The 26,149-nt window shown below is 70.7% G+C and carries 29 protein-coding genes and 1 pseudogene; 13 read left to right on the top strand and 17 right to left on the bottom strand.

Features of this window, described 5'->3' with window-relative positions; all coding sequences use genetic code 11:
* Window positions 1-385 precede the first annotated feature (385 nt).
* Complete coding sequence (locus ABZ385_RS32735) at window positions 386-1,027, bottom strand: DNA-3-methyladenine glycosylase (protein ID WP_358914142.1); 642 nt, start codon at window positions 1,025-1,027, stop codon at window positions 386-388.
* Window positions 1,028-1,204: 177 nt separating this feature from the next.
* On the opposite strand from ABZ385_RS32735, the gene ABZ385_RS32730 reads away from it, so the two are divergent.
* The 3 genes from ABZ385_RS32730 to ABZ385_RS32720 all read left to right on the top strand — a co-directional run bounded on the left by ABZ385_RS32730 (window position 1,205) and on the right by ABZ385_RS32720 (window position 3,219).
* The gene (locus ABZ385_RS32730) at window positions 1,205-1,987 is read left to right on the top strand and encodes a sporulation protein (RefSeq protein ID WP_358585895.1); all 783 of its coding nucleotides are present in this window, start codon (window positions 1,205-1,207) and stop codon (window positions 1,985-1,987) included.
* A gap of 37 nt (window positions 1,988-2,024) precedes the next feature.
* Window positions 2,025-2,564: a YbhB/YbcL family Raf kinase inhibitor-like protein gene (locus ABZ385_RS32725; RefSeq protein WP_358585893.1), complete on the top strand. Its 540-nt coding sequence runs from the start codon at window positions 2,025-2,027 to the stop codon at window positions 2,562-2,564.
* Window positions 2,565-2,712: 148 nt separating this feature from the next.
* Entirely contained in the window at window positions 2,713-3,219 is a 507-nt protein-coding gene (locus tag ABZ385_RS32720; RefSeq protein WP_358585891.1) for an HNH endonuclease, read from the top strand.
* Window positions 3,220-3,301: 82 nt separating this feature from the next.
* Here ABZ385_RS32720 and ABZ385_RS32715 read toward each other — a convergent pair whose 3' ends face one another.
* The 3 genes from ABZ385_RS32715 to ABZ385_RS32705 form a co-directional block, all read right to left on the bottom strand.
* On the bottom strand, window positions 3,302-4,237 hold the full coding sequence (locus ABZ385_RS32715; protein WP_358585889.1) for an SPFH domain-containing protein: 936 nt from the start codon (window positions 4,235-4,237) through the stop codon (window positions 3,302-3,304).
* A gap of 116 nt (window positions 4,238-4,353) precedes the next feature.
* Window positions 4,354-4,782, bottom strand: coding sequence for an NfeD family protein (locus tag ABZ385_RS32710; RefSeq protein ID WP_358585888.1), 429 nt, complete (start codon window positions 4,780-4,782; stop codon window positions 4,354-4,356).
* A gap of 67 nt (window positions 4,783-4,849) precedes the next feature.
* Entirely contained in the window at window positions 4,850-5,647 is a 798-nt protein-coding gene (locus ABZ385_RS32705; protein WP_358585886.1) for an ABC transporter ATP-binding protein, read from the bottom strand.
* Window positions 5,648-5,768: 121 nt separating this feature from the next.
* Between ABZ385_RS32705 and ABZ385_RS32700 the strand changes: the two genes are divergently transcribed.
* Window positions 5,769-6,551 (top strand): hypothetical protein, encoded by a 783-nt coding sequence (locus ABZ385_RS32700; protein WP_358585884.1) that lies wholly within the window; start codon window positions 5,769-5,771, stop codon window positions 6,549-6,551.
* Between the two features lie 120 nt (window positions 6,552-6,671).
* Here the strand turns inward: ABZ385_RS32700 and ABZ385_RS32695 are convergent, their stop codons facing one another.
* The 4 genes from ABZ385_RS32695 to ABZ385_RS32680 all read right to left on the bottom strand — a co-directional run bounded on the left by ABZ385_RS32695 (window position 6,672) and on the right by ABZ385_RS32680 (window position 9,050).
* A complete protein-coding gene (locus ABZ385_RS32695) occupies window positions 6,672-6,920 on the bottom strand; it encodes a chaplin (RefSeq protein ID WP_358585882.1) in 249 nt (82 codons plus the stop codon).
* A 62-nt stretch (window positions 6,921-6,982) separates the two neighbouring features.
* Window positions 6,983-7,081 carry a chaplin family protein gene (locus ABZ385_RS32690; protein ID WP_358914141.1) on the bottom strand — a complete coding sequence of 33 codons (99 nt, stop codon included), beginning with the start codon at window positions 7,079-7,081 and terminating at the stop codon, window positions 6,983-6,985.
* Between the two features lie 168 nt (window positions 7,082-7,249).
* A complete protein-coding gene (locus ABZ385_RS32685) occupies window positions 7,250-7,912 on the bottom strand; it encodes a response regulator transcription factor (RefSeq protein ID WP_358585881.1) in 663 nt (220 codons plus the stop codon).
* Window positions 7,905-9,050, bottom strand: coding sequence for a GAF domain-containing sensor histidine kinase (locus ABZ385_RS32680; RefSeq protein WP_358697211.1), 1,146 nt, complete (start codon window positions 9,048-9,050; stop codon window positions 7,905-7,907). Before ABZ385_RS32680 ends, ABZ385_RS32685 begins: the two co-directional genes overlap by 8 nt.
* Window positions 9,051-9,472: 422 nt before the next feature.
* Here ABZ385_RS32680 and ABZ385_RS32675 point away from each other — a divergent pair, with 422 nt between their 5' ends.
* Window positions 9,473-10,165, top strand: coding sequence for a transglycosylase SLT domain-containing protein (locus ABZ385_RS32675; protein ID WP_358697212.1), 693 nt, complete (start codon window positions 9,473-9,475; stop codon window positions 10,163-10,165).
* A gap of 125 nt (window positions 10,166-10,290) precedes the next feature.
* Here ABZ385_RS32675 and ABZ385_RS32670 read toward each other — a convergent pair whose 3' ends face one another.
* Window positions 10,291-12,924, bottom strand: coding sequence for an FHA domain-containing protein (locus tag ABZ385_RS32670; RefSeq protein ID WP_358914140.1), 2,634 nt, complete (start codon window positions 12,922-12,924; stop codon window positions 10,291-10,293).
* A 225-nt stretch (window positions 12,925-13,149) separates the two neighbouring features.
* Here ABZ385_RS32670 and ABZ385_RS32665 point away from each other — a divergent pair.
* Both ABZ385_RS32665 and serB read left to right on the top strand, forming a co-directional pair.
* Window positions 13,150-13,378: pseudogene (locus ABZ385_RS32665) on the top strand (hypothetical protein); the annotation flags it as partial.
* A gap of 355 nt (window positions 13,379-13,733) precedes the next feature.
* Window positions 13,734-14,948: a phosphoserine phosphatase SerB gene (serB, locus tag ABZ385_RS32660; RefSeq protein ID WP_358698856.1), complete on the top strand. Its 1,215-nt coding sequence runs from the start codon at window positions 13,734-13,736 to the stop codon at window positions 14,946-14,948.
* A 117-nt stretch (window positions 14,949-15,065) separates the two neighbouring features.
* Here serB and ABZ385_RS32655 read toward each other — a convergent pair whose 3' ends face one another.
* The 4 genes from ABZ385_RS32655 to ABZ385_RS32640 all read right to left on the bottom strand — a co-directional run bounded on the left by ABZ385_RS32655 (window position 15,066) and on the right by ABZ385_RS32640 (window position 17,513).
* Entirely contained in the window at window positions 15,066-15,584 is a 519-nt protein-coding gene (locus ABZ385_RS32655) for a histidine phosphatase family protein (protein WP_358585871.1), read from the bottom strand.
* An 88-nt stretch (window positions 15,585-15,672) separates the two neighbouring features.
* Window positions 15,673-15,888: a hypothetical protein gene (locus ABZ385_RS32650; RefSeq protein WP_358914139.1), complete on the bottom strand. Its 216-nt coding sequence runs from the start codon at window positions 15,886-15,888 to the stop codon at window positions 15,673-15,675.
* A 169-nt stretch (window positions 15,889-16,057) separates the two neighbouring features.
* A complete protein-coding gene (locus ABZ385_RS32645; RefSeq protein WP_358585867.1) occupies window positions 16,058-16,174 on the bottom strand; it encodes an SGM_5486 family transporter-associated protein in 117 nt (38 codons plus the stop codon).
* A 43-nt stretch (window positions 16,175-16,217) separates the two neighbouring features.
* Window positions 16,218-17,513, bottom strand: a complete 1,296-nt coding sequence (locus ABZ385_RS32640) for an MFS transporter (protein WP_358698861.1) — start codon at window positions 17,511-17,513, stop codon at window positions 16,218-16,220.
* Between the two features lie 83 nt (window positions 17,514-17,596).
* On the opposite strand from ABZ385_RS32640, the gene ABZ385_RS32635 reads away from it, so the two are divergent.
* Window positions 17,597-18,277 carry a FadR/GntR family transcriptional regulator gene (locus ABZ385_RS32635; RefSeq protein ID WP_358585866.1) on the top strand — a complete coding sequence of 227 codons (681 nt, stop codon included), beginning with the start codon at window positions 17,597-17,599 and terminating at the stop codon, window positions 18,275-18,277.
* On the opposite strand, the gene ABZ385_RS32630 is transcribed toward ABZ385_RS32635, so the two are convergent.
* From ABZ385_RS32630 to fabG, 3 genes are all read right to left on the bottom strand, one after another.
* Window positions 18,261-18,581 carry a hypothetical protein gene (locus ABZ385_RS32630; protein ID WP_358585898.1) on the bottom strand — a complete coding sequence of 107 codons (321 nt, stop codon included), beginning with the start codon at window positions 18,579-18,581 and terminating at the stop codon, window positions 18,261-18,263. The two genes, ABZ385_RS32635 and ABZ385_RS32630, sit on opposite strands and share 17 nt — an antisense overlap.
* Window positions 18,582-18,731: 150 nt before the next feature.
* Complete coding sequence (fabI, locus tag ABZ385_RS32625) at window positions 18,732-19,493, bottom strand: enoyl-ACP reductase FabI (RefSeq protein ID WP_358585864.1); 762 nt, start codon at window positions 19,491-19,493, stop codon at window positions 18,732-18,734.
* Between the two features lie 4 nt (window positions 19,494-19,497).
* Window positions 19,498-20,217 (bottom strand): 3-oxoacyl-[acyl-carrier-protein] reductase, encoded by a 720-nt coding sequence (gene fabG, locus ABZ385_RS32620; RefSeq protein WP_358585862.1) that lies wholly within the window; start codon window positions 20,215-20,217, stop codon window positions 19,498-19,500.
* Between the two features lie 186 nt (window positions 20,218-20,403).
* Between fabG and ABZ385_RS32615 the strand changes: the two genes are divergently transcribed.
* The 3 genes from ABZ385_RS32615 to tyrS are packed head-to-tail and all read left to right on the top strand — an operon-like array spanning window position 20,404 to window position 24,644.
* Window positions 20,404-21,927, top strand: coding sequence for a TldD/PmbA family protein (locus ABZ385_RS32615; protein ID WP_358914138.1), 1,524 nt, complete (start codon window positions 20,404-20,406; stop codon window positions 21,925-21,927).
* Complete coding sequence (locus ABZ385_RS32610; protein WP_358914137.1) at window positions 21,924-23,318, top strand: metallopeptidase TldD-related protein; 1,395 nt, start codon at window positions 21,924-21,926, stop codon at window positions 23,316-23,318. The genes ABZ385_RS32615 and ABZ385_RS32610 overlap by 4 nt, the downstream gene beginning before the upstream one ends.
* 57 nt (window positions 23,319-23,375) lie before the next feature.
* A complete protein-coding gene (tyrS, locus tag ABZ385_RS32605) occupies window positions 23,376-24,644 on the top strand; it encodes a tyrosine--tRNA ligase (RefSeq protein ID WP_358914136.1) in 1,269 nt (422 codons plus the stop codon).
* A gap of 123 nt (window positions 24,645-24,767) precedes the next feature.
* Here tyrS and ABZ385_RS32600 read toward each other — a convergent pair whose 3' ends face one another.
* A complete protein-coding gene (locus ABZ385_RS32600; RefSeq protein ID WP_358585854.1) occupies window positions 24,768-25,043 on the bottom strand; it encodes a GlsB/YeaQ/YmgE family stress response membrane protein in 276 nt (91 codons plus the stop codon).
* Between the two features lie 225 nt (window positions 25,044-25,268).
* Here ABZ385_RS32600 and ABZ385_RS32595 point away from each other — a divergent pair, with 225 nt between their 5' ends.
* The gene (locus ABZ385_RS32595) at window positions 25,269-25,655 is read left to right on the top strand and encodes a DUF3099 domain-containing protein (RefSeq protein ID WP_358585852.1); all 387 of its coding nucleotides are present in this window, start codon (window positions 25,269-25,271) and stop codon (window positions 25,653-25,655) included.
* Between the two features lie 188 nt (window positions 25,656-25,843).
* The gene (locus ABZ385_RS32590; RefSeq protein ID WP_358914135.1) at window positions 25,844-26,059 is read left to right on the top strand and encodes a hypothetical protein; all 216 of its coding nucleotides are present in this window, start codon (window positions 25,844-25,846) and stop codon (window positions 26,057-26,059) included.
* The last annotated feature ends 90 nt before the right edge of the window (window positions 26,060-26,149 follow it).

The following is a 26,149-nucleotide window of genomic DNA, read 5'->3' as shown; positions in this document are numbered from 1 at the left end:
TTGGCACGCTGTTGAGTTCTCAAGGAACGGACGCTTCCTTTGTACTCACCCGCAGAACATTCTCTGGGGCTTTCCTCCGGGCGCTTCCCTTCGGTATTTCGTGTTTCCAACCTTACCAGATCCGTTTTCCGTTCCGTTTCCGGTTCGGATTTCATTTCCGGTGGCCGTTGGAGGGCCTTTGCCTTTCGGCGTGTTCACTACGTTAGCGGATTCCCTCCGCAACTCATAATCGAGTTCCGCGGGTTCGAATTTCGGCATGCGAGCACGCAAAATAGGCCCCCGCTGGGGGAAGTCGTAGGTAGTGGTTGGCCGCTTCCAGCTCCCGGCAGATTGCCGTGACCGGCTCAAGCGGCTCGGACTACATTACGGAGACCCCCGGGCCGCGTCAAGTTCGGCGGCGGCGGGGCGCGTGGGCCCGATAGGGGCTGACCGTAGGGTCGTTGGCCGTCCAGAAGCGCCACGGGTGCCCGGCCCCCTCTCCCCCTACTCCGGTGCGGGGACCCTCGCTGACCTGGTCGGCGTCCACCGGGGTGCCCGCCAGGATCGAGAAGGGGCTGTCGGGGCCACCGAAGAGGTCCGCGCCGTCGAGGCTCCGGTCCACGTCAAGAGCCGTGGCCAGTCGGGCCGGGCCTTTGGCCAGTTCCTTGTCGTTGCGGGCCGAGAGTCGACGGTTGCGGGCCAGTTCGGCGCCCGCGGTGATCTCGCCGGCGCGCAGCAGGACCGCGCTCGCCATCCCCTCCGGGCCGCACACGAGGTTCATGCAGTGCCACATGCCGTAGGTGAAGTAGACGTACACATGTCCGGGCGGGCCGAACATGACGTCGTTGCGGGGCGTGCGGCCGCGGTAGGCGTGGGAACCGGGGTCGACCTCACCGGCGTAGGCCTCGACCTCGGTCAGGCGCAGCTCGATCGGTCCGTCGTCCGAGTGGCGCACCAGGACGCGCCCCAGGAGGTCGGGCGCGACCTCCAGGACGGGGCGGTCGAAGAAGTCTCGGCTCAGGGGCGTACGGTCAGGGCTCGCGATCATGCCTTTCGAGCGTAGTACACCTCCGTCCGTTTGCTCCGGGCGTCCGTGGGTGCCCGGTTGTGGGGGCGTCGGGGGTGTTGACGCGGAACCGGGCGGGGTCTCCTCGCGTTGGTACCGGTCGAAGGTTCAAGTCGATAGTCGGGACGAGCCACAGGCGGCGGCCTGGGGAGGAGTGTCATGGGGTTCAAGAAGCTGCTCGCGAGTCTGGGGGCCGGCGGTGCCTCCGTCGAGACCGTGCTGACCGAGGTCAACGTGGTCCCGGGCGGCGTGGTCCAGGGCGAGGTGCGGATCCAGGGTGGATCGGTGGACCAGCAGATCGAGGGGCTCTCCGTCGGTCTGCAGGCCAGGGTCGAGGTCGAGGGCAACGACCAGGAGACCAAGCAGGACATCGAGTTCACCAAGATGCGGCTCGGCGGTGCCTTCACGCTCCTGGCGGGCGAGGTGCACGCGGTGCCGTTCGGTCTGGAGATCCCCTGGGAGACCCCGGTCACGAGCATCGACGGGCAGCAGCTGCGCGGCATGAACATCGGTGTGACCACCGAGCTGGAGATTGCGCGCGCCGTGGACTCCGGCGACCTGGACCCCATCAACGTGCACCCGCTGCCGGCGCAGCAGGCCATCCTGGACGCCTTCATCCAGCTGGGCTTCCGCTTCAAGAGCGCCGACATGGAGCGCGGTCACATCCGCGGCACGCGGCAGAAGCTGCCGTTCTACCAGGAGATCGAGTTCTACCCGCCGCAGCAGTACCGCGGGCTGAACCAGGTCGAGCTGAGCTTCGTCGCGGACGACCGGGAGATGGACGTCGTCCTGGAGATGGACAAGAAGCCCGGTCTGTTCAGCGAGGGCAGCGACTCGTTCCGGTCCTTCCAGGTCGGGCTGAACGACTTCCAGGGCACGGACTGGGCGGCGTACCTGAACGAGTGGCTGTCCCAGGTCGGCAGCAAGCGCAACTGGTTCTAGGCTCGAAACGCACAGCAATCGACCAGGAGGTGCTCACGTGACCGAGCCGAAGAGGCCACCGCTTCCCCACGACTTCCACCCTCCCGTGCCGTCGTTCACGGTCGTGAGCGAGGACATCGAGCCGGGGGCGACTCTCAAGGACGCTCAGGTCCAGTCGGGCGGCGACACCTCGCCGCACTTGCGCTGGGAGGGTTTCCCGGCCGGGACGAAGAGCTTCGCCGTGACGTGCTTCGACCCGGACGCCCCCACGGGCAGCGGGTTCTGGCACTGGAGCGTGTTCGACATCCCGGCCTCGGTCACCGAACTGCCGGCCGGTGCCGGCAGCGGCAAGTTCGAGGGACTGCCCGAGGGCGCGGTGCAGGTGCGCAACGACTACGGGGCGAAGGAGTTCGGCGGTGCGGCGCCGCCGCCCGGGGACCCCGCGCACCGTTATGTGTTCACCGTGTACGCGGTGGACCAGGAGAAGCTGGGTCCCGATTCGGACGCCTCGCCCGCGGTCGTCGGCTTCAACCTGCGGTTCCACACGCTCGCGCGTGCGCAGCTCATCGGCGAATACGGCGCCCCCGCGGAGAACTGACCGTTCACCGATTGTTTGCCCGCCTCTGGTCATGGAAGTGATCAGAGGCGGGCATTTTTTATTGCGTTGTCCATCTCGGCGTGCCCGTTCAGAGTTGATCCAAGCCCGCCAGGCGGTGGGCCGGTGCATACGGGAGGTGGGCAGGTTGATGCGGGACACTCTGGTGCTGAACGCGAGCTTCGAGCCGCTCTCGACGGTGACGCTCAACCGGGCCGTCGTCCTGGTGCTCCAGGACAAGGCCGTGGTGGAACAGGCCCACCCCGGGCTCCGTGTGCGCGCGGCGGCGGTGGAGATACCGGTGCCCCGGGTGATCAGGCTCTGCAGATACGTCCGGGTGCCGTTCCGAAGACAGGCACCGTGGTCGAGGCGAGGGGTCCTCGTCCGGGACCAGCACCGGTGCGCGTACTGCGGCAGACGGGCCACGACGGTGGACCACGTCGTGCCGCGCTCGCAGGGCGGCGCCGACTCCTGGCTGAACACGGTGGCTTCGTGTGCGCCGGACAATCACCGCAAGGCGAACCGGACGCCCGAGGAGGCCGGGATGCCGTTGCTGCGCCAGCCGTTCGAGCCGACTCCCGCGGGGGCGATGCTCTTGTCGCTGGGGCGGGAGGACCTGGCTTCGTTGCCGGAGTGGTTGGCGCAGCCGGCGGCTTAGGGGCCTGACTCTGTCTGCGGGTTGTCCTGGGCTGGACGCGCACTTCCCCGCGCCCCTTTCGGGGCGCTGCCTGCGGAGGGCTCTAGTCGATCGGCGGCTGTTCGCGGCGCTCCTTGCCGGACGAGCCGCCTGAACCGCCGCCCATGGGGCCGAAGTTGCCGAGGGCACCGCCGAGGCCCTTGAGGGCGTCGCCGATCTCGCTGGGCACGATCCAGAGCTTGTTCGCGTCACCCTCGGCGATCTTGGGGAGCATCTGGAGGTACTGGTAGGAGAGCAGCTTCTGGTCCGGGTCGCCGGCGTGGATGGACTCGAAGACCGTACGGATCGCCTGGGCCTCGCCCTCGGCGCGCAGGGCCGCGGCCTTGGCCTCACCCTCGGCGCGCAGGATCGCGGACTGCTTCTCGCCCTCGGCGCGCAGGATCTCCGACTGCCGGACACCTTCGGCCTGGAGGATCGCGGCGCGCTTGTCGCGGTCGGCGCGCATCTGCTTCTCCATCGAGTCCTGGATGGAGGTCGGCGGCTCGATCGCCTTCAGCTCGACGCGGTTGACGCGGATGCCCCACTTGCCGGTGGCCTCGTCGAGGACGCCGCGCAGGGCCGCGTTGATCTCCTCGCGGGAGGTCAGGGTCCGCTCCAGGTCCATGCCGCCGATGATGTTGCGCAGGGTGGTGACGGTGAGCTGCTCGATCGCCTGGATGTAGCTGGCGACTTCGTAGGTCGCGGCCCGCGCGTCGGTCACCTGGTAGTAGATGACGGTGTCGATGTTGACCACCAGGTTGTCCTGGGTGATCACCGGCTGGGGCGGGAAGGGGACGACCTGTTCACGCAGGTCGATGCGGTTGCGGATCGAGTCGATGAACGGGACGACGATGTTCAGGCCCGCGTTCAGCGTGCGTGTGTAGCGGCCGAAGCGCTCGACGATGGCGGCGCTGGCCTGTGGGATGACCTGGATGGTCTTGATCAGGGCGATGAAGACCAGCACCACCAGAATGATCAGGACGATGATGATTGGTTCCATCGTGGCTCCCCGTACCCTTCATGCCTCGGTGTGTGCCCGCGCGGCACGGAGCCCCGCGGGTTCTCAAAGATCTTGCTGGTCGAGTCTGTCAGACCGCCGCACGGCCCGTGGGGCATTCACAGGACGATGGCCGTCGCTCCGTCGATCTCGACGACGTCCACTTCTTGGCCGGCCTCGTAGGCGCGGTCCGCGTCGAGCGAGCGCGCCGACCAGATCTCGCCCGCGAGCTTGATGCGGCCGCCGGAGCCGTCGACCCGTTCCAGGACGACGGCCGACCTGCCCCTCAACGCGTCGATGCCGGTGGCCAGTTCGGGCCGCTGGGCTCGGTGCCGGGTCGCGATGGGGCGTACGACGGCGATGAGCGCGACCGAGACCGCGGCGAAGACGACCACCTGGAGGACGGTGCCCGCGCCGAGGCTCGCGGCCACGGAGGCCGCGACGGCGCCCGCGGCGAGCATGCCCAGCTCGGGCATCGCGGTCAGTACGAGCGGGATTCCGAGCGCGGCGGCGCCGATCAGCCACCACACCCATGCGTCGATGTCCACGTGGTCATCGTAGGACCGGGGGTCGCTTCCGGGACAGGGCGCGGTCAGTCGGTCCGGACGCGCCCCTTCAGGACATCGGCAGGCCCGTGGCGGTCCAGCGGTCGTTGCGCTGTTCGACGACGAGCGGGAGTCCGAAGCAGAGGGAGAGGTTGCGGGAGGTGAGCTCCAGCTCCAGCGGGCCCGCGGCGAGGACCTTGCCCTGGCGGATCAGCAGGACGTGCGTGAAGCCGGGGGCGATCTCCTCGACGTGGTGCGTGACCATGATCATCGAGGGGGCGATGGGGTCGCGGGCGAGGCGGCCGAGGCGGCGTACGAGGTCCTCGCGGCCGCCGAGGTCGAGGCCGGCGGCGGGCTCGTCGAGGAGGAGCAGCTCGGGGTCGGTCATCAGGGCGCGGGCGATCAGGGTGCGCTTGCGCTCGCCCTCGGAGAGCGTGCCGAACCTGCGCTCCAGGTAGTCGCTCATGCCGAGGCGGTCGAGGAAGGCGCGGGCGCGCAGCTCGTCGACGTCCTCGTACTGCTCGCGCCAGCCGGCGGTCATGCCGTACGCGGCGGTGAGCACCGTCTGCAGGACGGTCTGGCGCTTGGGCAGCTTGTCCGCCATGGCCATGCCGGCGACGCCGATGCGGGGGCGGAGCTCGAAGACGTCGGTGCCGGGCTTGCCGAGGGTCTCGCCGAGGATGGTGGCGGTGCCGGTGGACGGGAAGAGGTAGCTGGACGCGACGTTGAGGAGGGTGGTCTTGCCCGCGCCGTTCGGGCCGAGGATGACCCAGCGCTCCCCTTCCTTGACCGACCAGGAGACCTGGTCCACCAGAGCCCGGCCCTCTCGGACCACAGATACGTCCTCAAGCTCCAGTACATCGCTCATGAGCGCGCTGTCTCCCATTGCAGTCTCGGTCGTCGCTCGCGTCGGTGGACGCGGTCCCCGGATAAAACCTACGCCACCGGTCGGGCGTTCCTGTCGCGAGCCCGGTCCTTAGGCTGTGCGCATGCTCTCGGAACCACGCTCAGGACGCCTGGCCGCATGGGGAAATGCCCTGTTGGCCGGACTTGTTTCCCCGGATGACGCGGTGCTCGCGATGGTCGGCGAGGACGCGGTGCACCGGGTCGAAGGACTTCCCGGGGAGTCGGGCCCCGTGGGTCTGACGCTCGCGATGGGGCGGTTGCGCTCGCTCGGGGTGACGGGTTTTCGGGTGGCGCTGCCCGCGCCCGGGCATCCGCTCGGGCTGAGCGGGCCGCCCGAGTTCAACGCGCGGGCCCTGGAGGCGCAGGAGGCCGTGGTCGCGTTCGGCGCGCCCCATGGGCTGGTGCCCGAGGTGTACGAGGCGGGGCCCGAGGGAGACGTGCACGTGGAGGTCCGCTGGCACTGCCTGCCGGTGCGGGAGGCGCCCCCGGCGGACGTGCCCTCGCTCGGGGAGGCGGAGCGCGAGCTGGCGGAGGCGCTGCGGGACGCCACGCGGGTGCTGTCCCGGCTCGACGTGGCGGGGTCCGGGCCGGTGGCCGAGGCGGCGCTCGACGCGTACCGGGCGCGGGCCGAGCGGGGGCGCGAGCTGCTGGCCCCCGGGTATCCGCCGCGTGCGGTCCGGGTGCTCGAGCTGGCGCAGCGGGTCGGACTGCTGATCTCCCTGGCGTACGACAACGGGCACGGCGGGGCCGTGAGCGCCTCGGAGATGGCCGCGCGGGGGCAGGCGCTGCGGCCGGTGGAGCGAACGGCGCGGCGGGCGCAGGTGGCCGCGTACAACGCCTATGTGGAGGAGCGGGAGCGGCGCTGAGGGGTGCCCTTTGGGGGCCGGTCCTGGCGCGCGGGAAGGCCCCGCGGGCCGAGGAAGCCGCGGGGCCTTCTGTTCCGGAGCGGTGCTCCGTCCGGCGTGGCAGCCGTTCCGGAGCGGTGCTCAGTGGTTGACCGAGGCGTTTCCGAAGGCGGGGTTGAGCACGCCGATCACGTCGACGCTGTTGCCGGTGATGTTGACCGGGACGTCGACCGGGACCTGCACGAGGTTGCCGGAGGCGACGCCCGGCGAGTTCGTCGCGGCACCGTGGGCGCCGGCGTCGGAGGCGGCGGACGCGGCTCCGGCGGAGGCACCCGCGGCGAGTCCGGCGGTGACGACGGCGAGGGCGGCCTTCTTGGCGATGCTGTTCATGGGTGGTGCTCCTCCTGCTGACATGGGCGGCCCCTGCGGCGGGGCCGGGGTGCGGGGCTCGATCAGAGGTTCGCGCGGACGTTCCCGAACGTCGGGTTCAGGGCGCCGATGACGGTGACGGTGTTCCCGCGGGCGTCGGCGGCCTTGTTCGGGTTCTGCACTGCGCGATCCTCCGGAGCGGAAGCTGCGGCCGGCCGCCGCAGCACGCACTGGAGAACGCCCGGGCGCCCCGGGGGTTGCGCCAAATGGGGGACATATACACGACGGTATGAATCTCAGTCCGGAGCGCGACGCCTCGCGCCCGGCGCCAGTCCCGGGGCGCGCGGGGATCAGTCGGTCACACCGTGGCGTACGGCCCAGAGCGCGGCCTGGGTGCGGTCGGCGAGGTCCAGCTTCATCAGGATGTTCGAGACGTGCGTCTTGACCGTCTTCTCCGAGAGGACGAGGGCGCGGGCGATCTCGCGGTTGGAGCGGCCGTCGGCGATCAGGCCGAGGACCTCGCGCTCGCGCTCGGTCAGCGAGCCGCCCCGGCCGTGGCCGCCGCCCGCCTCCTCCTGGGAGAGCAGCGCCCCGGCCACCTCGGGCTGGAGCAGGACGTGTCCCGCGTGCACCGAGCGGATGGCGCCGGCGAGGGCGTCCGGGTCGACGTCCTTGTAGACGTAGCCGGCGGCGCCCGCGCGCAGGGCCGGGACGACCGTGCGCTGCTCGGTGAAGCTGGTGACGATGAGGACGCGCGCGGGGTTGGCCAGCTCGCGCAGCTTGCGCAGTGCCTCGACGCCGTCCATGCCGGGCATCTTGACGTCCATCAGGACCACGTCGGGCTTCAGTTCCTCGGTTCGCGCGACGCCCTCGGCGCCGTCGGAGGCCTCGCCGACGACCTCGATGTCGTCCTGGACCTCCAGGAACGTCCGCAGGCCGCGGCGGACCACCTGGTGGTCGTCGACCAGCAGGACCCGGATCCTCGTCCTCGCGTCGTGCTCGGCGTCAGCCACCGGGGACCTCCATCTCGATCGTCGTGCCCTTGCCGGGCTCCGATTCCACGGTCAGCCGTCCGCCGACCCCGCTCGCCCGGTCGCGCATGGAGACCAGACCCAGGTGGCGCCCCGCGCGCCGTATCGCCATCGGGTCGAAGCCCCTGCCGTCGTCGGTGACGCGCAGGACGGCTCCCGCGCCCCGCTTGCCGAGGGACACGGTGACCCGCTCGGCCCCGGAGTGGCGCAGGGCGTTGTGCAGGGCCTCCTGGGCGACGCGGAGCAGGGCTTCCTCCTGGGAGGCGGGCAGCGCCCGTACGCCGTTGCTCTCGAAGGTGACCTGTGCGGAGTGGGCGCGGTGCAGCACCTGGACGTGCGTGCGCAAGGTGGCCACCAGGCCGTCCTCGTCCAGGGCGGCGGGGCGCAGCTCGACGACGGCGGCGCGCAGCTCGTCCGCGGCCTCGGCGGCGAGGGCTGCGACCTGGTGCAGTTCGCCCTTGGCGCGGGAGGGGTCCCGGTCGACCAGGGCGGCGGCGGCCTGGGCCGTCAGGCGCAGCGAGAAGAGTTTCTGGCTCACGGCGTCGTGCAGTTCGTGGGCGAGGCGTGAGCGCTCCTCGGCGATGGTCAGCTCGCGGCTGCGCTCGTAGAGGCGGGCGTTGGTGAGGGCGATCGCGGCGTGCTGGGCCAGGAGGGACAGCAGCTCCTCGTCCTGCGCGGTGAAGCCGCAGCCGCCCTGGGGCTTGGGGCACTTCTTGTTGGCGAGGAAGAGCGCGCCGAGCGTCTCGTCGCCGTAGCGAATGGGGAGGCCGAGGAAGTCGGACATGTCCGGGTGGGCGGCGGGCCAGCCCTCGAAGCGGGGGTCCTCGCGGACGTCGGCGAGGCGCTCGGGCTCGGCCCGCCGGAGCATCGCCGCGAGGATGCCGTGCTGCCTGGGCAGCGGGCCGATGGCCTTCCACTGCTCGTCGCTGACGCCGTCGACGACGAACTGGGCGAAGCCGCCGTGGTCGTCGGGGACCCCGAGCGCGGCGTACTCGGCGTCGAGCAGCTCGCGGGCGGAGGCGACGATCGTCTTGAGGACGTCGCGCACCTCCAGGTGCCTGCTCATGGCGAGCAGCGCGGCGCTCACCGCGTCCAGGCCGGATCGGGGTCCTTGACTCATGGCGACACCGTACCGGCGGGGTGTGACTGTGCGTATCCGCCCTGTGGTGGCCCCCTGGTGGGCCGCGAGGCCTAGGACCAGCGGCCGACCCTCACCGAGCGCATTGCTGGGGCAACGCATGGTGAGACTGTTACGTGCCCGATGTGAGCCCGGGCATAGGGCGAACGTCACGTACGAAGGTTCCTAGTTGATGAGGAAACCCATATGGGGAAAGGCGAGCGGGGTCATGCGGGTGCGGTGCGTACCCCCTGATCCACTATGCCGGGTCGTACGTCACTGCTTTGCCACAGAATTTTGCTGCCGCTAAGAATTGCTCCCGTCGCTCGACGCCGCGGTCCTCGCACCGCGGCGTTTGTGCCGGAGCAGCAACTGTCCCCCACCGGTGTAGAGCGACCTCCGCTACCCGAAGAGGTCCCTTACCCATGTCCAAGCCCGTCACCCCTGGTCTCAGTCGCGACAACGTGACCAGGACCCAGAAGTTCTCGATCGCCGGAGTCGCCGCGCTCGGCGCCGCCGCCCTCGCCTTCTCGCTCGTGCCGGGCAACTCCGAGGCCGGGGCCCAGGCCGCCGACGTCTCCCCCGTCGCCTTCGCCGTCTCCGCCGGCGCGCAGAAGACGGTCCACGCCAGCGTCTCCAAGCAGCAGTCGAACGCCGACAAGCAGGCCAGGGACGCCGCCGCGAAGGCGGCTGCCGACAAGAAGGCCGCCGACGAGGCCGCCGCCAGGAAGCGGGCCGAGGACGAGCGCAAGGCCAAGGAGGCCGCGAGCCGCGCGGCCGCCCGCAAGCCGGTCTACGCCAACAACCTCGACGGCTGGATCCGCCAGTCCCTGGACATCATGCGGGCCAAGGGCATCCCCGGCTCCTACGAGGGCCTGCACCGCAACATCCTCCGCGAGTCCTCGGGCAACCCGAACGCCATCAACGGCTGGGACATCAACGCGATCAACGGCACCCCCTCGATCGGCCTGCTCCAGGTCATCAAGCCGACGTTCGACGCGTACCACGTCGAGGGCACCTCGACGAACATCTACGACCCCGTCGCCAACATCACGGCCGCGGCCAACTACGCGGCCGACCGGTACGGCTCGATGGACAACGTGAACAGCGCCTACTGAGCCTTGATCGCCTGATCAACGGACCTCTTCAGCCGAAGGCGAGGTTCAGCGACGCCGAAGGGCGGCACCCCGTGCGGGGTGCCGCCCTCGTCGTGCGTACGGGCGTGTCGTCCGTACGTGCGCGCTTACTTGCGCATGACCTCCGGCTCGTGGCGGCGCAGCAGGCGGGCGACCGCGAAGCCGCAGATGACGCCGAGCGCGAGCAGCACCGTGAGGTTGATGCCCCACTGTCCGACCGAGTGCTCCCACAGGGGGTCCAGGTCGTTGGGGTTCTTCGCGTCCCACGGCGGCATCAGGTGCGCGAGGTCCAGGGTGGCGCCCGCGCCGGCGATGGCCCAGCGGGACGGCATCAGCCAGGCGAACTGCTCCAGGCCGGGCGAGCCGTAGACCTGGAAGAGGACGCCGGTGAAGACGACCTGCACGATCGCGAACATGACCAGCAGTGGCATGGTCTTCTCGGCCGTCTTCACCAGGGAGGAGATGACCAGGCCGAACATCATCGAGGTGAAGCCGAGCGCGATGATCGTCAGGCAGATCTCGGCGGCCGGCGGCATGATCAGGCCCTCTTCGGGCAGCTCGCGCGGGGCGAAGCCGATGGCGCAGATGATGACGCCCTGGATGGCAGTGATGACGCCGAGGACGATGACCTTGGACATCAGGTACGCCGAGCGGGAGAGGCCGGTGGCCCGTTCCCGTTCGTAGATGACCCGTTCCTTGATCAGCTCACGTACGGAGTTGGCCGCGCCCGAGAAGCACATGCCGACCGCGAGGATCAGCATGATCGTTCCGGCGTCGCCGTTGAACTTGGACGGCGGCTTGGGCGGGGCGAGGCCGAAGTCGGCCGGGATGACGACGCTGACGACGCCGAGGACCGCGGGCAGGATCACCATCAGGCCCATGAAGCCCTTGTCGGAGGCGATCACCGAGGTGTAGCGGCGGATCAGGGTCCACAGCTGCGAGCCCCAGCCCTGCGGCTTGGGCGGCTTGACCGCCTGCGGGGGCGGCATCGGTACGGACTGGGCGGCGACGGCGTCGATGTCCGCGGCGTACATCTGGTAGTGCTGCGAGCCCTTCCAGCGGCCCGCCCAGTCGTAGTCGCGGTAGTTCTCGAAGGCGGAGAAGACATCCGCCCAGGTGCTGTAGCCGAAGAAGTTGAGGGCTTCCTCCGGCGGGCCGAAGTACGCCACCGAGCCGCCCGGCGCCATCACCAGGAGCTTGTCGCAGATCGCCAGCTCGGCGACCGAGTGCGTCACGACGAGGACCGTGCGGCCGTCGTCGGCGAGGCCGCGCAGCAGCTGCATGACGTCGCGGTCCATGCCCGGGTCGAGGCCGGAGGTCGGCTCGTCCAGGAAGATCAGCGACGGCTTGGTCAGCAGCTCCAGCGCCACCGACACGCGCTTGCGCTGGCCACCGGAGAGGGAGGTGACCTTCTTCTCCTTGTGGATGTCCAGCTTCAGCTCGCGCAGCACCTCGCCGATGCGGGCGTCGCGCTCGGCCTCCGTGGTGTCGGCCGGGAAGCGCAGCTTGGCCGCGTACTTCAGGGCCTTCTTGACGGTCAGCTCCTTGTGCAGGATGTCGTCCTGCGGGACCAGACCGATGCGCTGGCGCAGCTCGGCGAACTGCTTGTAGAGGTTGCGGTTGTCGTAGAGCACGTCGCCCTGGTTGGCGGGCCGGTAGCCGGTGAGCGCCTTGAGCAGGGTGGACTTTCCGGAACCGGAGGGGCCGATGACCGCGATGAGCGACTTCTCCGGGACGCCGAAGGAGACGTCCTTGAGGATCTGCTTGCCGCCGTCGACGGTGACCGTGAGGTGGCGGGCCGAGAAGGAGACGTCACCGGTGTCTACGAACTCCTCGAGCTGCCCGCCGACCAGGCGGAACGTCGAGTGACCGACGCCGACGATGTCGTTCGGGCCGATCGACACCGTCGAGGACTTCGCGATCGGCTGACCGTTGACGTACGTGCCGTTGTGCGAGCCGAGGTCGTGCAGCTCGAAGCGGCCGTCGGGCGTCGCGGTGAACTCGGCGTGGTGGCGCGAGACCTGGAGGTCGGAGACGACCAGCTCGTTCTCCAGGGCGCGGCCGATGCGCATCTTGCGGCCGAGGGCCAGCTGGTGGAACGTCGTCGGGCTGCGGTCGCCGTGCACCGGCGGCGCCCCCGCGGCACCGCCGGAACCGGGGGTCTTCTGCGCGTACTGGCCGGCCGGGGCGCCCTGCTGCTGCGGCACATGCGGGTGCTGTGGCGGCTGGTGTGCCTGGGGCGGCTGGTGCGCTTGGGGCTGTTGTTGCTGGTGCTGCTGCCAGGCCTGCTGCTGCGGCTGGTACGGGGCCTGCTGCTGGGCGTGCTGCGGCGCGGGCGCGTGCTGGGCGTGCTGGGCGTGCTGCGGCGCGGCTGCTTGGTGCTGCGGTGCGGAGACGGCCGCGGCCGTGGCGGCACCGGACAGATTCAGCCGCGGGCCGTCGGTCGCGTTGCCGAGGTGGACCGCCGAGCCGGGGCCGATCTCCTGCTGATGGATCCGCTGGCCCTGCACGAAGGTGCCATTGGTGCTGCCGTGGTCCTCGATGACCCAACTGCGCCCGCTCCAGCTGATCGTGGCGTGACGCCAGGACACCCTGGCGTCGTCGAGCGCGATGTCTCCCTGCGGATCGCGTCCGAGGGTGTATGGCCTGGACGAATCGAGCGTCCAGGACCTTCCATTCAATTCCAGTACGAGTTCCGGCACTCCATGCCCCACTGAGTTGTCCCCCGAGCTAGCCCCCATGTGGGGAGTCTAGGGATGTCGAACATCGGGAGGAACTATTTCAGGAGGAGGCCTCTGACCGAAAGTCGGGCCTTGTGAAGACTGCGTACCGGCCTTTGGGGTTGCCCCGTTGACGGAGCAGAAAACGCCCCGGAGAGTAGTAAGCGCCCATCACGGCCATTACACGTACGAGATGCGTGAAAGCGTATGTATCGAGTGCGGAATGTGCACCGTGATAGCGAGGCGGCCGCGACGGTGGCGCTCGGTGCGGGAGGTTCCCTCACGCCGTCCGCCGATGTCTCGGTGTTCGGCCTGGACGGGGCCGAGGCGACCACGGCGGTCGATATCGCGCCACTTGGGGTGAGTCTGGTGGGCGCGCTGCTCCTCGCCCACTTCTTCCCTCTTCCTGGCGATGCCCGCGGGGCTCGCCTGGGTGGGGCACGACGTCGTGACGGTCGACGGCGAGGCCTTCGGCACCGGCACCAGCCGAAGCCCTGGACCCCGCCTCCCCGGCGGCGGGCCCGTACCGGCCCAGCGCCCCGCAGCGGCCGCCGAACCCGGATACGAACCCCTATCTACGGCCCCCCGGGGGACGTCTCCGGCGCGCCCACCGTGTCGGGCCCCCTCCTGCCACCGCCCCGGCCCCGCCCGCGCTCACGCGGCTGGCCGCCTCCGCCCCGCAGACCCCGCTGACATCCGCCTCTTCCTCTTCCCTCGATACCCGGCACCACGGGCAAACGTCGCGAAGCGAGCGGGAGGCGAACAGCCGGTGTCCGGGAAGCGGACCGCCGGGCGCCCCCGGGAGGTGGACGGATACCGTAGGCAGCACCATGAGTGCTTCGCAGCCCCCTCAGTCCGCCGACGTCCCGACGCTTCTCGTCAAGATCTTCGGCAAGGACCGCCCCGGCCTCACCGCCGGCCTCTTCGACACCCTCGCCGCCTACTCCCTCGACGTCGTCGACATCGAGCAGGTCGTCACGCGCGGCCGGATAGTGCTGTGCGCGCTGGTGACCGTGCCGCCCGCCGGTATGGAGGGTGACCTGCGGGCCACCGTCCACAGCTGGGCGGAGTCCATGAAGATGCAGGCCGAGATCATCTCGGGCATCGGCGACAACCGGCCGCGCGGCCTCGGCCGCTCGCTCGTGACCGTGCTCGGCCACCCGCTGACCTCGGAGTCGACCGCGGCGATCGCCGCCAGCATCACGGGGACCGGCGGCAACATCGACCGTATCTTCCGGCTCGCCAAGTACCCGGTCACGGCCGTCGAGTTCGCGGTGTCCGGCACCGAGACCGAGCGGTTGCGCACCGCCCTCGCCATAGCGGCCGCGAAGCTCGGCGTGGACGTCGCGGTGGTCGCGGCGGGCCTGCACCGCCGCGCGCAGCGCCTGGTCGTGATGGACGTCGACTCGACGCTCATCCAGGACGAGGTCATCGAGCTGTTCGCCGCGCACGCCGGGTGCGAGGACGAGGTCGCCGAGGTGACGTCCGCCGCGATGCGCGGCGAGCTGGACTTCGAGCAGTCGCTGCACGCGCGCGTGGCACTGCTCGCGGGTCTGGACGCCTCGGTGGTCGACAAGGTCCGCTCCGAGGTCCGGCTGACCCCGGGGGCCCGCACCCTCATCCGCACCCTCAAGCGCCTCGGGTACCAAGTGGGCGTCGTCTCGGGCGGTTTCACCCAGGTCACCGACGATCTGAAGGAACGTCTCGGCCTCGACTTCGCCCAGGCCAACACGCTGGAGATCGTCGACGGCAAGCTGACCGGCAAGGTGACCGGCGAGATCGTCGACCGGGCGGGCAAGGCGCGGCTGCTGCGCCGCTTCGCTCAGGAGGCCGGGGTCCCGCTGGAGCAGACCGTGGCGATCGGCGACGGTGCGAACGACCTGGACATGCTGAACGCGGCCGGCCTCGGGGTCGCCTTCAACGCCAAGCCCGTGGTCCGCGAGGCCGCGCACACCGCGGTGAACGTGCCCTTCCTGGACACCGTCCTCTATCTCCTCGGGATCACCCGCGAAGAGGTCGAGGCCGCGGAGACCCACAGCGACTGACGGCCGGGGCCGGCTCGGCTCCGCCCTCCCGTCCTTTCCCCTCCCGCGCGTCCCTCGCACGACGGGGCCCCGCGCCCTACAGGCGGGGCCCCGTCGTCGTAACGGTGGAGGGGTGGGTCACTCGGACGGCGCCCAGTAGTCGACGAGGGTGGCCACGCCCGGTTCCAGTGCCTTCCAGGATCCGGAGTACGTCAGGACGGCGAAGGTGGCGGTCGGGAAGCCCCGGCGGTTCAGCCGCTCCCTGACATCGCCCTCGGCGTCCCCGGCGAGGACGTCGGCCAGGCCGTGGATGCTGGGGTTGTGACCGATCAGGACGATGTTGCGCACCTCGTCCGGGGTTTCGTTGAGCACGGCGATCAGCTCACCGGGCGAGGCCTCGTACAACCGGTCCTCGTAGACGGTCCTCGGCCGCTGCGGCAGCTCCGAGACGGCGAGCTTCCACGTCTCGCGGGTGCGGACCGCGGTCGAGCAGAGGGCCAGGTCGAGGGGGATGCCGCTGTCGGCCAGCTTGCGTCCGGCGACGGGGGCGTCCCTGCGGCCTCGATCAGCGAGCGGCCGCTCGTGGTCGGAGACATCGGGCCAGTCGGCCTTCGCATGCCGGAAGAGGACGATCCTGCGGGATTCTGCGACGCTCATGCGTCCCAGCTTCGCATGAAACGCGCCACAGGGCGCAGGTAGTTGGAGCGGTCGGCCGAGGCGGGTGAGGGAGGCGGCGGAGCGGGGCTCACGCGGTCGCGCGCAGGGCTATCGCCTGGATGCGCTCGAGGAGGCTCGTGACGACCGGTTCGCTGCTCGCGGCGTGGGCGTCGGTGGGGTTCAGGATCAGCAGGAGCAGGGTCGCGAAGGCGATGGCGGGCAGGGCGATCCCCCACCAGGGGAGCTGGATCTCGATGCTCCCCGACTCCGCGGGGTCGCACCGGGTGTGCGTACGGGCCGACATACCGCCTCCGTGTCTTCGAGTGGTCGATGCCCCGTCGTCGCGGGCACAACTCGAAACTAGGCGATCGGCGGCCCTTGGCCCATCCGGTGTTCCACCCACTTGACCCTGACACTGGCCCCCTAGGGGATAGGGGGGCCAGCCCCACCATCCCGCTGCGGACGGCCTCAGGTCACGGTGAGGCGATGGCGGCGATGATGCCGATGATCACGGTGATGGCCAGCATCGCGCCGAGCACGATGAGCAGCTTCTTCTGGCCGTTCTGGGGGTTCGGGTCGAGGACGGGCATGACGCCAGTCTCCCACCCTCGCCCCCTGCCCCGGTCGGTGGGGTCAGGCCGCCTCGGCCGCCGCCCGGTCGGCCCTGGCCGCCACCTCGTCCTCGACCGTGCGGTTGCGGCCCGCGAGGGTGCCGACGACGATCTGGGGCACCATCAGGCCCGCCATCAGGGCGATCGGCAGGCCCCAGCCGCCGCTGTGCTGGTAGAGGACGCCCACCAGGAGCGGTCCGGGGATCGAGATCAGGTAGCCGGTGCTCTGCGCGAAGGCGGACAGCTTGGCCACGCCGACGCTGCTCTTGGCCCGCATGCCGACCATCGTGAGGGCGAGCGGGAAGGCGCAGTTGGAGATGCCGAGCAGCAGGGCCCACGCCCAGGCGCCGCCCGCGGGTGCGAGGTAGAGGCCCGCGTATCCGGCGAGACCGCAGGCGCCGAGGACGATCACGACGGGGCCCTGGTTGGTCAGCCGCGTGGCGACCCTCGGGATGACGAACGCCAGCGGCACGCCCATGGCCATCGTGACGGCGAGGAGCACGCCCGCCTCGCCGGCGGGGACGCCCGCGTCACGGAAGATCTGCGGCATCCAGCCCATCGTGACGTACGCGGCCGTGGCCTGGAGTCCGAAGAAGACGGCGAGCGCCCAGGCGGTGCGGCTGCGGGTGATGCGCAGCCCCTCGTCCTGCCGGCGCACGTCGGGGCTGACGTGCTCCGGGGCGGCGGCGGTGGCGGCCCGGTCCCGGCTGACGAGCGGGATCCACGGCACGACGGCGACGACGGCGAGCACCGCCCAGAGAGCGAGCCCGCTCTGCCAGTGCCCGCCGAGCGCGTCGGTCATCGGGACGGTGAGGGCGGCGGCGAGGGAGGTGCCGAGCGCGAGCGCCATCGAGTACAGGCCGGTCATGGAGCCGACCCGGTCGGGGAACCAGCGCTTGACGATGACCGGCATCAGGACGTTGCTGACCGCGATGCCCATGAGGGCGAGCGCGGTGGCGGCGAGGAAGCCGGCGGTGCCGCCGAGGAAGGGGCGTATCACCAGGCCGGCGGCGATCGCGGCCATGCCGACGCAGACCACCGCGCCGGCGCCGAAGCGCCGGGCGAGGCGGGGCGCCATCACTCCGAAGACGGCGAAGCACAGGGGCGGCACGGAGGTGAGCAGTCCGGCGAGGGTGCCGCTCATGCCGAGGCCGTCGCGGACCTCTTCGAGGAGGGCGCCGAGGCTGGTGATGGCCGGGCGGAGGTTGAGGGCCGCGAGGACGATGCCGACGACGACCAGGCGCGTCGTCCACGCGCGCGTGGAGGCTTGTTTCGCCGCCGGTCCGGTACGCGGGGAGGGGGGCGCCGTCGGTGTCATCGTGGTGGTTTCCTCACTAGCCATGGCCCCATCATAGAATCATAGGATGATTGGCTGTCCAATCCGTTTGGGAAGGTAATGTCATGCCGCTGACCACCGCGCGCCGTTCGGCCCTGTCCGAGCAGGTCATCGCCGAGCTGCGCAACCAGATCTCCTCGGGCGAGTGGCCGGTCGGCTCCCGCATCCCCACCGAGCCGGAACTGGTCGAGCAGCTGGGCGTGGCCAGGAACACCGTCCGGGAGGCCGTGCGCGCCCTCGCGCACAACGGCCTGCTCGACATCCGCCAGGGCTCGGGCACCTTCGTCCTCGCCACCAGCGAACTGGCGGGCGTGATGCACCGCAGGTTCGCCGACGCGGACCCGCGGCACGTCGCCGAGCTGCGCAGCACGCTGGAGTCGAGTGCGGCCAGGCTCGCCGCGGAGCGCCGCACCGCACGGGACCTCAAGCAGCTCGACGCCCTCCTGGCGCGCCGCGAGGAGGCCTGGGCCTCGGGGGACGCGGAGACCTTCGTGACGGCCGACGCGTCGTTCCACATGGCCGTGGTCGCCGCGTCGCACAACGACGTGATGATGGCGCTCTACGCGGACCTCGGCGAGGTGATGCGCGACTGGCTGCGCGAGGACGTCGGCACGAAGCTCACGCCCGAGTCGCACATGGACCACGCCCGGCTCGTCGAGGCGATCCGCGCGCGGGACACGGAAGCCGCGGCCACGGAGGCGGCGGGTTACCCGTTCATGTGCCGGCCCGTCACTTCTGGTGACTGACCCAGGCCGCGCGGACCTCTTTCCAGCACCGTCCGGTCAGGCGCACGGTCTGGGCCGGACCCGCCTCGACCCCGGCCGTGTCGACGTCGATGTCCCACCACCGGTCGCACTCCACGTGCAGGCGGACCCGGTCGGTCTCGGGGTAGGGGTTGTGGCAGTACGCGACCACCGCGGCACCGGCGACGCCGGTGCGGCACTCCGCGCCGAAGGGCCGGGGTTTTCGTGGCTCCACGCGCGCGTGCGGGCCGTTTTGACCGGCCTCGCCGAGGGGCGCGGCGCCGGACGGCGGCGCGGCGGCCAACAGGGCGAGAGCGGCGAGCACCGCACCGGAGAGACGCACACTCCAGGGTGCGCGGCACTGCCCCGGCGCCGCCCGGCACGGGGGCCGAACGGGTGACGCCCCGCCTCCCGCGCGGTGCGGGGACGGGGCGTCGTCGGCGTAGGAGATGCCGGGTCAGGCACCCATCATGTGGACGCCGCCGTCGACGTGGACGATCTCGCCGGTGGTCTTCGGGAAGAAGTCCGAGAGCAGGGCGACGATGCCGCGGCCCGCGGGCTCCGGGTCGGCCATGTCCCACTCCAGCGGGGAGCGGCTGTTCCACACGTCCGCGAGGTCGGCGAAGCCCGGGATGGACTTGGCCGCCATGGAGCCGATCGGGCCCGCGGAGATGAGGTTGCAGCGGATGTTCTCCTTGCCCAGGTCACGGGCGAGGTAGCGGCTGGTGGCCTCCAGGGCGGCCTTGGCCGGGCCCATCCAGTCGTACTTCGGCCACGCGTACTGCGCGTCGAAGGTGAGGCCGACCACCGAGGCGCTGTCGCCGAACAGCGGGCGGCAGGCCATGGTGAGCGACTTCAGGGAGTACGCCGAGACGTGCATCGCCGTGGCGACGTCCTCGAAGGTGGCCTCCAGGAAGTTGAAGGCGCCCTGCGGGGCGAAGCCGATGGAGTGCACGACGCCGTCCAGGCCGCCGAGCTCCTCGCGGACGAGGCCCTCCAGGCGGTCCAGGTGCTCCTGGTTGGTCACGTCCAGCTCGATGACCTTGGCGGGCTTGGGGAGCTTCTTGGCGATGCGCTCGGTGAGCGTGGGCCGCGGGAAGGCGGTGAGAATGACCTCGGCGCCCTGCTCCTGGGCGACCTTGGCCGCGTGGAAGGCGATGGAGGACTCCATCAGCACACCCGTGATGAGGATGCGCTTGCCGTCGAGAATTCCGCTCATGTGATCAGTGACCCATGCCCAATCCGCCGTCAACGGGGATGACGGCTCCAGTGATGTACGAGGCGTCGTCGGACGCGAGGAACTTCACCGCGGCGGCGATCTCCTCGGGGCGCGCGTAACGGCCGAGCGGCACCTGAGAGACGATGCCCTCGCGCTGCTCGTCCGTCAGCACCTTGGTCATGTCGGTGTCGACAAAACCGGGTGCGACGACGTTGAAAGTGAGGTTGCGCGACCCGAGCTCGCGGGCGAGGGAGCGCGCGAAGCCGACCAGACCCGCCTTGGAGGCGGCGTAGTTGGCCTGCCCGGGCCCGCCCATGAGGCCCACGACCGAGGAGATCAGGACGACGCGGCCCTTCCTGGCGCGCAGCATGCCGCGGTTGGCGCGCTTGACGACGCGGAAGGTGCCGGTGAGGTTGGTGTCGAGGACGGAGGTGAAGTCCTCCTCGGACATGCGCATCAGGAGCTGGTCCTTGGTGATGCCGGCGTTGGCGACCAGCACCTCCACGTTCCCGTGCTTGTCCTCGATCTCCTTGTAGGCCTGCTCCACCTGCTCGGCGTCGGTGATGTCGCACTTGACGGCGAGTACCCCGGCGTCGGTCAGGACCCGCGGCGGCTCACCCGAGCGGTAGGTGATCGCGACCTTGTCGCCGGCGTCGGCGAAGGCGCGGGCGATGGCGAGGCCGATGCCCCGGTTTCCTCCGGTGACGAGAACCGAGCGGCTCAACGGATCACCCTTTCGATAGCGGTCTGGTACCTCGAAAACCTATCGGTACCTTCCGCGATACGGAGAATCGGCGACCGACAGTGGCTCGGAGGACTCCCTGTCGGGTCCCTACAGAAAACTCTGGCCGCGGGGCCGTCGGGCGCGACATGATCGGAGCCGACCGGTGCCGACAGCAGGGAGACACCCGTGCCTCATACCATCGATGAAGCCTTCACGGCGCTGCCGCTGAGGGCTCTCGCCGACGCCGCGCTCGCCCGCGCGCGGGCGCTCGGCGCCGACCACGCGGACTTCCGCCTGGAGCGGGTGCGCAGCGCGTCCTGGCGGCTGCGCGACGCCAAGCCGTCCGGCTCCTCGGACACCACGGACCTGGGGTACGCGGTCCGGGTGGTGCACGGGGGCACCTGGGGTTTCGCCTCGGGCGTCGACCTGACGATGGACGCGGCGGCGAAGGTGGCCTCGCAGGCCGTGGCCATGGCGAAGCTGTCGGCGCGGGTGATCGGGGCGGCCGGCTCCGACGAGCGCGTGGAGCTCGCGGACGAGCCCGTGCACGCCGACCGCACCTGGGTGTCGTCGTACGAGATCGACCCCTTCACGGTCCCGGACGAGGAGAAGTCCGGGCTGCTCGCCCAGTGGAGCACGCAGCTATTGGCCGCCGACGGGGTCGCGCACGTCGACGCCTCGCTGGTCACCGTGCACGAGAACAAGTTCTACGCGGACACGGCGGGCACCGTGACCACCCAGCAGCGGGTGCGGCTGCACCCGGAGCTGACGGCGGTCGCCGTGGACGCGACGAGCGGCGAGTTCGACTCGATGCGCACGCTCGCGCCGCCGGTCGGCCGGGGCTGGGAGTACCTCACCGGGACCGGCTGGGACTGGGCGGGCGAGCTGGCGAGGCTGCCCGAGCAATTGGCCGAAAAGATGCGGGCGCCGAGCGTGCGGGCGGGCTCGTACGACCTCGTCGTCGATCCGTCGAACCTCTGGCTGACGATCCACGAGTCCATCGGCCACGCCACCGAGCTGGACCGCGCGCTCGGCTACGAGGCGGCGTACGCGGGTACCTCGTTCGCCACCTTCGACCAGCTCGGCAAGCTCGCCTACGGCTCCTCGCTGATGAACGTGACGGGTGACCGGACCGCCGAGCACGGGCTCGCCACCATCGGGTACGACGACGAGGGCGTGGCCGCGCAGTCCTGGGACCTGGTCAAGGACGGCACGCTGGTCGGCTACCAGCTGGACCGGCGCATCGCGCGGCTCACCGGCTTCGAGCGCTCCAACGGCTGCGCGTACGCCGACTCCCCCGGCCATGTGCCGGTGCAGCGCATGGCGAACGTGTCGCTCCGGCCGGATCCCGGCGGGCTCTCCACCGAGGACCTGATCGCGGGCGTGGACCGGGGCATCTACGTGGTCGGTGACCGGTCGTGGTCGATCGACATGCAGCGGTACAACTTCCAGTTCACCGGTCAGCGCTTCTACAAGATCGAGAACGGGCGGCTCGCGGGACAGCTCCGCGACGTCGCCTACCAGGCGACGACCACCGACTTCTGGGGCTCCATGGCCGCCGTCGGCGGTCCGCAGACGTACGTACTCGGTGGCGCCTTCAACTGCGGCAAGGCCCAGCCGGGCCAGGTCGCCGCGGTCTCGCACGGCTGCCCGTCCGCCCTGTTCCGGGGCGTGAACATTCTGAACACCACGCAGGAGGCCGGTCGATGAGCCCGCGCACCGCCAAACCGCACGAGATCGTCGAGCGCGCCCTCGACCTGTCCACCGCCGACGGCTGCGTGGTGATCGCCGACGAGGAGTCGACGGCGAACCTGCGCTGGGCGGGCAACGCCCTGACCACCAACGGCGTCACCCGCGGCCGCACCCTGACCGTCATCGCCACCGTCGACGGCAAGGAGGGCACCGCCTCCGGCGTCGTCTCCCGCTCCGCCGTCACCGCCGACGACCTGGAGCCGCTGGTGCGCGCCGCCGAGGCGGCCGCCCGCTCGGCCGGCCCCGCGGAGGACGCGCGGCCGCTGGTGACCGGCGTCGCCGCGTCGCCCGACTTCACCGACGCCCCCGTCGAGACCACCTCGGCGGTCTTCGCGGACTTCGCCCCCGCGCTCGGCGAGGCCTTCGCCCGGGCCCGCGCGGGCGGCCGCGAGCTGTACGGCTTCGCCAACCACGAGTACGTCTCCAGCTACCTCGGCACCTCCACGGGGCTGCGCCTGCGCCACGACCAGCCCAACGGCACCCTCGAACTGAACGCCAAGTCGCCGGACCGCACCAAGAGCGCGTGGGCGGGACGGGCCACCCGGGACTTCAAGGACGTCGACCCGACCGTGCTCGACGCGGAGCTGGAGCGGCGCCTCGCCTGGGCACGGCGGCGCGTCGAGCTGCCCGCCGGGCGGTACGAGACGCTGCTGCCGCCGACCGCCGTCGCGGATCTGCTGATCTACCAGTTCTGGTCGTCCTCGGCCCGGGACGCCGCCGAGGGCCGCACGGTCTTCGCCAGGCCGGGCGGCGCCACCCGCCTCGGCGAGCGGCTCGCCCGGCTGCCGCTGACGCTGCGCAGCGATCCGCACGAGCCCGGCCTGGAGTCGGCGCCGTTCGTGCTCGCGCACTCCTCCGGCGGGGACGCCTCCGTCTTCGACAACGGACTGCCGCTGAGCGCCACCGACTGGATCCGCGAGGGTGAGCTGGCCCACCTGGCCACCAGCCGGCACAGCGCCGCCCTCACCGGCCTGCCGGTGACCCCGGCCGTCGACAACCTCGTCCTGGACGGCGGCGGCGACCGCTCCCTGGACGAGATGGTCGCCGCGACCGGGCGCGGGCTGCTGCTCACCTGCCTCTGGTACATCCGCGAGGTCGACCCGGCGACGCTGCTGCTCACGGGCCTGACCAGGGACGGCGTCTACCTCGTGGAGAACGGCGAGGTCGTCGGCGAGGTGAACAACTTCCGCTTCAACGAGTCGCCGGTCGACCTGCTCGGCCGGGCCTCGGAGGCGGGCCGCACGGAGCGGACGCTGCCGCGCGAGTGGGGCGACTACTTCACCCGGGCCGCGATGCCCGCGCTGCGCGTCCCCGATTTCAACATGAGTTCGGTCAGCCAGGGCGTATAACCTCGGTCCTTGCACATCCGTGCACCCTGTAAGCACTCCCGAGGAGACGCGAGACCCGTGACGGACATCGTCGACGAGCTGAAGTGGCGGGGACTTTTCTCCCTGTCCACCGATGAAGACGCACTGCGCAAGGCGCTCGCGGACGGTCCCGTCACGTTCTATTGCGGCTTCGACCCCACCGCGGCGAGCCTGCACGTCGGGCACCTCGTGCAGGTCCTCACCGTGCGCCGGCTCCAGCAGGCGGGGCACCGCCCGCTGGCCCTGGTGGGCGGCGCCACGGGCCAGATCGGCGACCCGCGGCCGACCGCCGAGCGCACCCTGAACGACCCGGAGACGGTCGCGAACTGGGTGGCGCGGCTGCGCTCGCAGATCGAGCCGTTCCTGTCCTTCGAGGGCGAGAACGCCGCGGCGATGGTCAACAACCTCGACTGGACCGCGGGCCTGTCCGCGATCGAGTTCCTGCGAGACATCGGCAAGCACTTCCGGGTGAACAAGATGCTGACCAAGGACTCGGTCGCCCGGCGCCTGGAGTCGCAGGAGGGCATCTCCTACACGGAGTTCAGCTACCAGCTCCTGCAGGGCATGGACTTCCTGGAGTTGTACCGGCGCTACGGCTGCACCCTCCAGCAGGGCGGGTCCGACCAGTGGGGCAACCTCACGGCCGGCATCGACCTGATCCACCGCCTGGAGCCGGACGCGGCCGTGCACGCGCTCGCCACGCCCCTGATGGTCAAGGCCGACGGCACCAAGTTCGGCAAGTCCGAGAGCGGCGCCGTCTGGCTCGACCCGACGATGACGACGCCGTACGCGTTCTACCAGTTCTGGCTGAACGTGGACGACCGGGACATCTCGACGTACATGCGGATCCTGTCCTTCAAGTCCCGCGCGGAGCTGGAGGAGATCGAGAAGCAGACCGAGGAGCGTCCGCAGGCGCGCGCCGCGCAGCGCGCGCTCGCCGAGGAGCTGACGACGCTGGTGCACGGCGCCGACCAGTGCGCCGCGGTCATCGCCGCGTCCAAGGCGCTCTTCGGCCAGGGCGAGCTGGCCGATCTGGACGAGGCGACGCTGGCCGCGGCGCTCTCCGAGCTGCCGCGCGTGCGGGTCGCCGAGCTCGGCCCGGTCGTGGACCTGTTCGCCGAGGTCGGCCTGGTGGCGAGCAAGTCCGCCGCCCGCCGCACGGTCAAGGAGGGCGGCGCCTACGTGAACAACGTCAAGGTCGCCGCCGAGGACGCCGTCCCGGCCCGCGAGGACCTGCTGCACGGGCGGTGGCTCGTGCTGCGCCGGGGCAAGAAGAACCTCGCGGCCGTCGAGGTGACGGCGGGCTGATCACGCCCGGGGCCGCTCGCCCGCGGGGCTGCTCACGCGCTCACGGCGAAGGCCCGGCGCCCCGCATGGGGGGGCCGGGCCTTCGCCGCGCAAGACGCGGCTCGCACGCCGTGGCGGCAGGGCTCAGGCTGTTCGCCGGTTGCCTTTGAGCATCTTGTAGGCCGCGTCGCCCAGGCCGACGACCACGACCGCCGCCGCCACCTGGAGCGCGTGCCGGCCCCAGTCGATGCCCTTGGTCTCGTTGATGCCGAACTGCGTCGCGAGCCAGTTGCCCACGACCGCTCCGATGATGCCGAACACCGTGGTCAGCCAGAGCGGACTGTGCTGCTTACCCGGCAGGATCGCCTTGGCAATCAGCCCCAGCACGAATCCCACGATGATCGCCCACAACCAGCCCATAGCTGCCTCCTTGTACGGCTCTACGTGAGCATTACCGCCAGTGTCGGTCCGTGCGCCGTACGGCGCATGTCGGGCGCCCCCATCCGGGGGGACACGGGAAGAAGCGTGCCGGGCGCAGGTCTGCCCCGCTCTCGTGAGCAGCGCGGGTCAGGCGTACCGTGGAGGTGCCGGACCGGGGCAGATTCCGGGGTGAGTCCGGCGCAGCGGACAGGGTGGTGGAACGTGATGCGGAAGCAGAGCGGTGGCCAGGTCTTCCGGATCACCGGGGCCCGTCAGGGCCTCGCGGAGGACGTGCGCGGGCGTCAGCGCCGGTATGTGATCTCCATGTCGGTCCGGACGCTGTCCGTGGTCGCCGCGGCCGTGCTGTGGAACGTCGAACGGCATGTGGCCGTCGTCGCGCTGGTCCTCGGCGTGCTCCTCCCGTACATCTCCGTGGTGATCGCCAACGCGGGGCGCGAGAGCAACCGCTCGCTGCCGTCGACGTTCGTACCCGCTCCTTCTCGGCCAATGCTCGCGCCGCCCGCTCCGGTCGGTCCCGCCGAATCCGTCCCGGAAGATCCCCTGGGTGGTGCGCACGACCAGCGGCGCGGCGCTCCGCACGGTCGGAACTGACCGTCGACGTTCCGCCAAGCTCAAGAAGAGCTCAGATCAATCATGTGGTTCCGGTGCCGGTCATCGGGTCCCGCGTGACATACTTCGTACGCGCTCCGCATCCCCCGTCGGAGCGACAGACCGACGCCGGGCAGCTCCCCCCGTGGCTGCTCGGCGTCGCCTTGTTCGGAACGTTGTGGGACACGACTGTGAGTGACGAAACACCGATCTGTTCCGCCAAGGGCTGCCGCGTCGCCGCGGTCTGGGTGCTCGCCTGGAACAACCCGAAGATCCACACGCCGGAGCGGCGCAAGACGTGGCTCGCGTGCGACGAGCACCGCGAGCACCTCTCCCAATTCCTCGGCGTACGTGGAATGTTGAAGGACGTCGTGCCGCTCGGGGAGTGGACGGACCAGAGCTCCTAGGGCGTGTTTCGAAAGTAGCGTCGTCCGCCCGCAGGGCGGGCCTGGCGGCGTCTGGTGCGTGCGATCGCAAGGCGGAGGGTCGCCCCGATA

Origin of the sequence: Streptomyces sp. NPDC005898, from assembly GCF_040629635.1 — a bacterium.
In the GTDB taxonomy this organism is placed as follows: domain Bacteria; phylum Actinomycetota; class Actinomycetes; order Streptomycetales; family Streptomycetaceae; genus Streptomyces.
Note: the sequence above shows the minus strand (reverse complement) of the source record. Positions and strands in the feature narration are given on the sequence as shown.